The organism is Neisseria sp. P0021.S005, from assembly GCF_051956955.1.
In genome coordinates this window covers 1-463 of sequence record NZ_JBQCWY010000944.1, presented here as the reverse complement: position 1 = coordinate 463, position 463 = coordinate 1, and the positions used below count along the sequence as shown (strand labels likewise).

Genomic DNA, 463 nt, shown 5'->3' with positions numbered 1-463 from the left:
TCAGATGTGTATAATATACAGCTTATCAAGCGTGTGCTCTAACCAGCTGAGCTACAAACCCGGATTCTCTTCTTAAGCGAATCTTGTCTTCGCTCAAGCTTTTCTCTTCCGCATCGTTTACAGTTTACCGATAAGTGGGAATGCATCAGACCTCTTCTTTCTCTAGGAAGGAGGTGATCCAGCCGCAGGTTCCCCTACGGCTACCTTGTTACGACTTCACCCCAGTCATGAAGCATACCGTGGTAAGCGGGCTCCGTGCGGTTACCCTACCTACTTCTGGTATCCCCCACTCCCATGGTGGGACGGGCGGTGTGTACAAGACCCGGGAACGTATTCACCGCAGTATGCTGACCTGCGATTACTAGCGATTCCGACTTCATGCACTCGAGTTGCAGAGTGCAAGCCGGACTACGATCGGTTTTGTGAGATTGGCTCCGCCTCGCGGCTTGGCTACCCTTTGTAC

Annotated in this window: 1 rRNA gene; it reads right to left on the bottom strand. The window is 52.1% G+C overall.

Annotated features, from left to right (window positions below):
• Nucleotides 1-166: 166 nt before the first annotated feature.
• Nucleotides 167-463: ribosomal RNA gene (locus ACTHUE_RS20285) — 16S ribosomal RNA — on the bottom strand; the annotation flags it as partial.